The sequence below is a fragment of the Pseudomonas sp. SMV71 genome (assembly GCF_052042015.1).
Classification (GTDB): Bacteria; Pseudomonadota; Gammaproteobacteria; order Pseudomonadales; family Pseudomonadaceae; genus Aquipseudomonas.
Genome location: NZ_JBKGGU010000028.1, coordinates 59,780 through 66,381, shown reverse-complemented (window position 1 = coordinate 66,381; position 6,602 = coordinate 59,780). Strand labels below are relative to the sequence as shown.

Here is a 6,602-nt window from a genome sequence, read left to right as displayed (position 1 = left end):
CAAGCCCGCTCCCACAGGAGGCCTGTGTGTCATCTCATTTCACTTCCGGCGGCGTAGTAAACGTGTGATACGGCGCGGGCGACGGCACGCTCCACTCCAACCCTTCGGCCCCATCCCATGGTTTGGCCGGTGCTGGCGGGCCGCCACGGATGGTCTTGATCACGATGAACAGGAAGAAGATCTGCGTCGTGCCGAACATGAACGCGCCGATGGACGAGACCATGTTGAAGTCGGCGAACTGCAGGTTGTAGTCGGGAATCCGCCGCGGCATGCCCGCCAGCCCCACGAAGTGCATGGGGAAGAACGCCATGTTCATCCCGATGAACGACAGCCAGAAGTGCAGCTTGCCGAGGGTTTCGTCATACATGTGGCCGGTCCATTTCGGCAGCCAGTAGTACGCCGAGGCGAAGATCCCGAAGATCGCGCCGGGCACCAGCACGTAGTGGAAATGCGCGACCACGAAGTAGGTGTCCTGGTATTGGAAGTCCGCCGGGGCGATGGCGAGCATCAATCCGGAGAAACCGCCGATGGAAAACAGGATCACGAAGGCCACGGCGAACAGCATCGGCGTCTCGAAGGTCAGCGAGCCTTGCCACATGGTGCTGGCCCAGTTGAACACCTTGACCCCGGTGGGCACGGCGATCAGCAGGGTCGCGTACATGAAGAACAGCTCGCCCACCAGCGGAATGCCCACCACGAACATGTGGTGCGCCCAGACGATGAACGACAGGAACGCAATGGCCGCTGTGGCGTAGACCATCGAGGTGTAGCCGAACAGCGGCTTGCGCGAGAACGCCGGGATGATCGAGCTGACGGCGCCGAAGGCCGGCAGGATCATGATGTACACCTCGGGGTGGCCGAAGAACCAGAACACGTGCTGGAACAGTACCGGGTCACCGCCGCCGGCGGCGCTGAAGAAGCTGGTGCCGAAGTGGATGTCCATCAGCATCATCGTCACGCACCCGGCCAGCACCGGCATCACCGCGATCAGCAGGAACGCGGTGATCAGCCAGGTCCAGACGAACAGCGGCATTTTCATCAGCGTCATGCCGGGGGCGCGCAGATTGAGGATGGTGGCGATCACGTTGATCGCGCCCATGATCGAGCTGATGCCCATCAGATGGATGGCGAAGATGAAGAACGTCACGCTTTCCGGCGCATAGGTGGTGGACAGCGGCGCGTAGAAGGTCCAGCCGAAGTTCGGCCCGCCGCCCGGTGTGAACAGCGTGGACACCAGCAGTAGGAACGCCGCCGGCAACAGCCAGAAGCTGAAGTTGTTCATGCGCGGCAGGGCCATGTCCGGCGCGCCGATCATCAACGGGACCATCCAGTTGGCGAGGCCGACGAAGGCCGGCATCACCGCGCCGAACACCATTACCAGGCCATGCATGGTGGTCATCTGGTTGAAGAATTCCGGCTGCACGATCTGCAGGCCGGGTTGGAACAGCTCGGCGCGGATCACCATGGCGAACGAGCCGCCCAGGAGGAACATGGAAAACGCGAACCACAGGTACAGCGTGCCGATGTCCTTGTGGTTGGTGGTCAATACCCAGCGCATCAGGCCCTTGGCGGGGCCGTGGGCGTGGTCGGCGCCGGCATGACCGTGGTCATCGATCACAGCACTCATGTCCTGTCTCCTTCGAACGAATGGGCTGGACGGCGCGGGGCAATGAGCCCCGACCGGTTGCGGGAATACACGTCAGGCCGGCTCATTTGCTTTCCGCCTGTTTGAGTTCCAGCACTTCTTTCGGCGTGACCATGTCGCCCTTGTTGTTGCCCCAGGCGTTGCGTTCATAGGTCACGACCGCCGCGATATCGACTTCCGACAGCTGCTTGCCGAAGGCGGCCATGGCGGTGCCGGGTTTGCCGTGGTAGACGATGCTCAGGTGATCAGCCTTGGGCCCGGTGGCGATCTTCGAGCCCTTGAGGGCCGGGAACATCGGCGGCAAGCCCTGGCCTTCGGCCTGGTGACAGGCCGCGCAGGTGGTGTGATAGATCTTGTCGCCGCGCTCCTTGAGCTCGTCGAGGGTCCATTCCTTGCTGGTCAGCTCCTTGAGCTGCGCCGCTTCGGCCTTGCGTTCGCCCAGCCATTTCTCGTAGTCGGGCTTGCTCTTGACCTCCACCACGATCGGCATGAAGCCGTGGTCCTTGCCGCACAGCTCGGCGCACTGGCCGCGATAGATGCCGGGCTTGTCGACCTTGGTCCAGGCCTCGTTGACGAACCCTGGGATTGCGTCGCGCTTGACCGCGAACGCCGGCACCCACCAGGAGTGGATCACGTCGGCGGACGTCACCAGAAAGCGCACCTTGGCGTCGACCGGCAGCACCAGCGGCTTGTCGACTTCCAGCAGGTAATGCTCGCCCTTGGCGCTCTGGTTATGGATCTGTTCGGCGGAGGTGGCCAGGTTGCTGAAGAACTCGACGTCCTGGCCCAGGTATTTGTAGTGCCACTTCCACTGGTAGCCGGTGATCTGGACATCGATCTCCGACTCGCTGGGGTCGTACATCTTGATCAGGGTGGCGGTGGCGGGAATCGCCATGGCCACCAGGATCAGGAACGGCACGATGGTCCAGAGGATTTCAACGCGGGTGTTTTCGTGAAAGTGCGCCGCATTCTGGCCGGTGGAGCGGCGGTGCATCATCATCGACCAGAACATGGCGCCGAAGACGATGATGCCGATCACCACACAGATCCAGAATATGGTCATGTGCAGGTCGAACACTGCGTGGCTGATCTGTGTCGCTCCAGGCGCCATATTCACAGTCCAGGCTGCTTGCGCCGGGCTGAAAATCGACCACAACAGGAGGCCCATCCATACGTGTGGATGTCGCGTCATTGCGGGTTCCCCTTATCGTTCTTGTTATCCCGTAGGCGTAACGCCTGCGGCAAGGGAGAGCGGCTCCATCAGACTGCGAACTCCACCGCCGTGCCTTGCTGCTTATGCATCGGGTGTCATCAGCTAACTCCATTCAAAACCGAGTATAGACAGCGACTCGAACCTCGCAACGCGATGGTGAAAATCGTTTTTGAAACACAGGGGGCTTGCGCCAGAGCCCGCGAATGGAGAAGGATGCGTCACCAGATGATGGCAAACCGATATAACTTTGACGCATCAAGGAAGAGGGGGTTATGAAAAATAGGTCTTAGGAGTGTTTATTCGCCAGCTAAGTTATGTCTTTCCTATTTCATTGCCTTGAGTTTTCCTGGAGTTTTCATGAACACCGCCGCATTGCGCGAGCAGATCCAAAAAGCCCAACAACATGAGGCCCAGACCGGCCAATTGACCCGACAGCTGGAAGCCCAACTGCCACACCTGCACCGTGCCATCCAGTTACCTGAAGTCAACGCCAACGACGTGCTGGCGCGTTTCGTCGCCGCTTACATCGATGAAGTCCCTGACCTGCTGGACGCTGCCAACGACGTCGCCCGGGAAGCGGGGATCGAGTCGCAGATCAAGCCAGTGTTGAAGATCGCCGAGCAGTACTTCCTCCAGCCACCGTCGATCATGGCCGGCCATGTCGGGCTCGACAGCCTGCTGGATGAGGCCTACCTGGCGCACCGGTTCGTGGAAGAGGTCAACGACCTGTACATCAAGCATTTCGGCCAGCCCTTGATCCCCTTGGACATGACGGTCGCCAACCTGATTGCTCACCAGTTGATCGGTGAGGAATTTGCCAACCAACTCGACGAAGTGGTGCACCACGCCTTCGATGAAATGCTCAACGAAGAGACCTTTGCACTGGAGTCGGTAGAAACCTATCGCGAGAAACTCAGCTGCCCGCAAACCGGCGCCGCCTGGAAGCGCTGGCCGTGCATGTCCCGCCGTTTGGGCGTCGGCCTGGAGCTGGAACAGCCGGTGGCTTGAGCGAGATTGAAACCTCAACCCCTGTGGGAGCGAGCTACTCACTTAAGGCATTCACTGAGCCCGTGGCGAGGGAGCTTGCTCCCGCTTGAGTGCGAAGCACTCATAAAATGGGCCTGCTGCGCAGTCCAGCGGGAGCAAGCTCCCTCGCCACAATGAATCAAGCAAACTTTAAGTGAGCGGTTGCCTGTGGGGGCCTCAGGCAGACGCTGCACCCACCCCCACATTCGTCCGCAACCTTCCTTCCAACCGACGCTTGAGCCCGCGGGATTCGATCAGCAGTTTCGAGCCCTTGCTGGCGTTCGCTCGGCCCCATTCTTCCAGCAGCTCCAGGCAGGAGTGGTCGATGTAGCTCAGGTTGTTGAGCGGCACGTGTACCGTCGCGCCCTCGGGAATGGTGCCCAGCACTTGGGTCAGCGCCGGGACCTTGAGAAAGGTGGCCGCGCCGACCAGGCGCAGTTCCATCTCGCCTTCCTGGGGCAGGTCGATCAGGCTGATTTTCAGGCGCGAGGCTTTCCAGGCCAGTTTCGCCAGGGTCAGGCCGAAACCGATCAGCACGCCGGTCAGCAGGTCGGTGAAGATGATCGCCAAGGCCGTCGCGGCATAGGTGAACATCGGCATCCGGCCATAGCGGCCCAGGCCACGGAAGGCCTTGAGGTCCACCAGTTTGAAACCGGTGTACACCAGCACGCCCGCCAGGCTCGCCACCGGAATGCTTTGCAGCACGCTGGACAGCAACAGCACGAACAACAGCAACCACAAGCCATGGAAAATCGTCGACATCCGCGTGGTCGCGCCGGCCTGGACGTTGGCCGAGCTGCGCACGATCACGCCGGTCATCGGCAGGGCGCCGAGCAGGCCGCAGAGCATGTTGCCGATGCCTTGGGCCGACAGCTCCCGGTCGAAGTCCGCACGCTCACCGCTGTGCATGCGGTCCACCGCCGCCGCTGACAGCAAGGTCTCGGCGCTGGCGATGAAGGCCACGGCGAACGCGGCGATCAGCACGCTCGGGTCGGCCAGGTTCAGCAGGTCCGCGGGGCGCAGCCAGTCGATGGCTTCGGCGAGGTTTTCCGGGACTTCCACCCGCTTGACCTGCAACGCCAGCATCAGGCTGGCAATCGTCGCCAAACCTACGCCGAGCAAGGCGCCGGGGATGAAACGCAGACTGTGGGGACGCAGCTTTTCCCACAGCCACATCACTGCAATTGTCGACAGGCCCAGCAAGCCAGCCTGCCAGCCAAACGACGGCAAGGCCTGGACCAGGGCGCCAGGAAACGCGGTCAGGTTTTCCAGCCCGGACGGTTTGGGCGCCGCGTCGATCATCACATGCACCTGGGACAACACGATCAGCACGCCGATACCGGCCAACATTCCGTAGACCACCGCCGGCGCCGTCACCCGGAACCAGCAGCCCAGGCGAAAACGCCCGGCCAGCAGTTGCAGAAGCCCGGCCAGCAGCAGGATCGGCCCGAGCATGGCCACGCCGTGCTGGCGTACCAATTCGAACACCAACACCGCCAGGCCCGCGGCCGGGCCGCTGACTTGCAGCTTGGAGCCGGCCAGGAAACCGACGATCAGTCCGCCGACGATCCCGGTGATCAGGCCCTTGGCGGGCGGCAGGCCGGACGCGATGGCGATGCCCATGCACAAGGGCAGCGCCACCAGAAACACCACCACCGAAGCCAGCAGCTCCCGTGGCAGGACAGCTTTTAATTGAGCAGCACGCATGGAGACTCTCCCGACGTTTTCTTCAGGCATGGCAAGGCCCTCCCGCCCGAACGGCAGGCAGGGCAGAACCACGCAAGGATGTATAGGAGCGGTTAGAAGCGCGCTTTGGGCGTCGCCACCGGGATCGGATGGCTGCCATCGAGCGGCAGGAAACGGCCCTGGTCCGCGTCGAAGGCTTTGATCTCGCTGGTCTCGATGTTGTACACCCAACCGTGGATGAACAACTGACCGCTGGCCATGCGCGAAGCCACCGAGGGATGCGTTCGCAGATGGTGCAGCTGCGCGATCACGTTCTCTTCGGTGAGGATGGGCATGGTCTGTTTTTCGTCGCCGCACGGGCAGTTGTCATGGACCATGGTCTTGGCCACTTCGGCGTGGCGCAACCAGGCTTTGACCGTGGGCATCTTCTCCAGGGTCTCGGGGTTGAGGACTGCGCGCATGGCGCCGCAATCGGAATGGCCGCAGACGATGATGTGCTGCACGCCGAGGGCCAGTACCGCGTATTCGATGGCGGTGGAAACGCCGCCGTTCATTTGCCCGTACGGCGGAACGACGTTTCCCACGTTACGGGTCACGAACAGATCGCCAGGAGAACTATGGGTGATCAACTCGGGCACGATGCGCGAGTCGGCGCAGGTGATGAACATCGCCCGGGGTGCCTGGGCGGTGGCGAGTTTCTTGAAGAGCTCTTCCTGTTGGGGGAAGACCTCGTGATGGAAATGCAAAAAGCCGTCAACAATGTGCTGCAGCGCTGCATCGGCGGTCTCCGCCTGGGGTTGGGCTGAAGCCGACGCAGCCAACGGCTGTTTATCCTTGTCACTCATGATTCATCCTCTTTGAGACGCCAGTGGCTGTTGAAAAACGTCCAGGTCGAAAGGCCCGACCCATCAGTCACTCGATGAACAAGGTAGCGGCCGAAACTTAACTCAAACTGAATCGAAGGCTCTAGGACGTAGATTACCAAGGGTGACCAGAGCGCTTGGAACCCCGGGCCGCCGGTGTGCCGAGCCC

General features: G+C 61.6%; 5 protein-coding genes. 1 reads left to right on the top strand and 4 read right to left on the bottom strand.

The window, feature by feature from the left end; all coding sequences use genetic code 11:
• Positions 1–34 precede the first annotated feature (34 nt).
• Positions 35–1,627, bottom strand: a complete 1,593-nt coding sequence (gene ctaD / locus ACLEJQ_RS23540) for a cytochrome c oxidase subunit I (RefSeq protein WP_440798948.1) — start codon at positions 1,625–1,627, stop codon at positions 35–37.
• 82 nt (positions 1,628–1,709) lie between these two features.
• Positions 1,710–2,837, bottom strand: a complete 1,128-nt coding sequence (gene coxB, locus ACLEJQ_RS23535; RefSeq protein ID WP_440798946.1) for a cytochrome c oxidase subunit II — start codon at positions 2,835–2,837, stop codon at positions 1,710–1,712.
• A 378-nt stretch (positions 2,838–3,215) separates the two neighbouring features.
• On the opposite strand from coxB, the gene ACLEJQ_RS23530 reads away from it, so the two are divergent.
• Positions 3,216–3,866 (top strand): hypothetical protein, encoded by a 651-nt coding sequence (locus tag ACLEJQ_RS23530; RefSeq protein WP_440798944.1) that lies wholly within the window; start codon positions 3,216–3,218, stop codon positions 3,864–3,866.
• Positions 3,867–4,061: 195 nt separating this feature from the next.
• Here the strand turns inward: ACLEJQ_RS23530 and ACLEJQ_RS23525 are convergent, their stop codons facing one another.
• Both ACLEJQ_RS23525 and ACLEJQ_RS23520 read right to left on the bottom strand, forming a co-directional pair.
• Positions 4,062–5,591, bottom strand: a complete 1,530-nt coding sequence (locus tag ACLEJQ_RS23525; RefSeq protein ID WP_440798942.1) for a SulP family inorganic anion transporter — start codon at positions 5,589–5,591, stop codon at positions 4,062–4,064.
• A 92-nt stretch (positions 5,592–5,683) separates the two neighbouring features.
• Positions 5,684–6,415, bottom strand: coding sequence for a carbonic anhydrase (locus ACLEJQ_RS23520; protein WP_440798940.1), 732 nt, complete (start codon positions 6,413–6,415; stop codon positions 5,684–5,686).
• Positions 6,416–6,602: the final 187 nt, after the last annotated feature.

What these genes read in the sequence shown, in the direction of transcription:
- ACLEJQ_RS23525 (WP_440798942.1), bottom strand. Translation starts at nt 5,591, where the DNA reads ATGCGTGCTGCTCAATTAAAAGCTGTCCTGCCACGGGAGCTGCTGGCT.
- ctaD (WP_440798948.1), bottom strand. Translation starts at nt 1,627, where the DNA reads ATGAGTGCTGTGATCGATGACCACGGTCATGCCGGCGCCGACCACGCC.
- ACLEJQ_RS23530 (WP_440798944.1), top strand. Translation starts at nt 3,216, where the DNA reads ATGAACACCGCCGCATTGCGCGAGCAGATCCAAAAAGCCCAACAACAT.
- coxB (WP_440798946.1), bottom strand. Translation starts at nt 2,837, where the DNA reads ATGACGCGACATCCACACGTATGGATGGGCCTCCTGTTGTGGTCGATT.
- ACLEJQ_RS23520 (WP_440798940.1), bottom strand. Translation starts at nt 6,415, where the DNA reads ATGAGTGACAAGGATAAACAGCCGTTGGCTGCGTCGGCTTCAGCCCAA.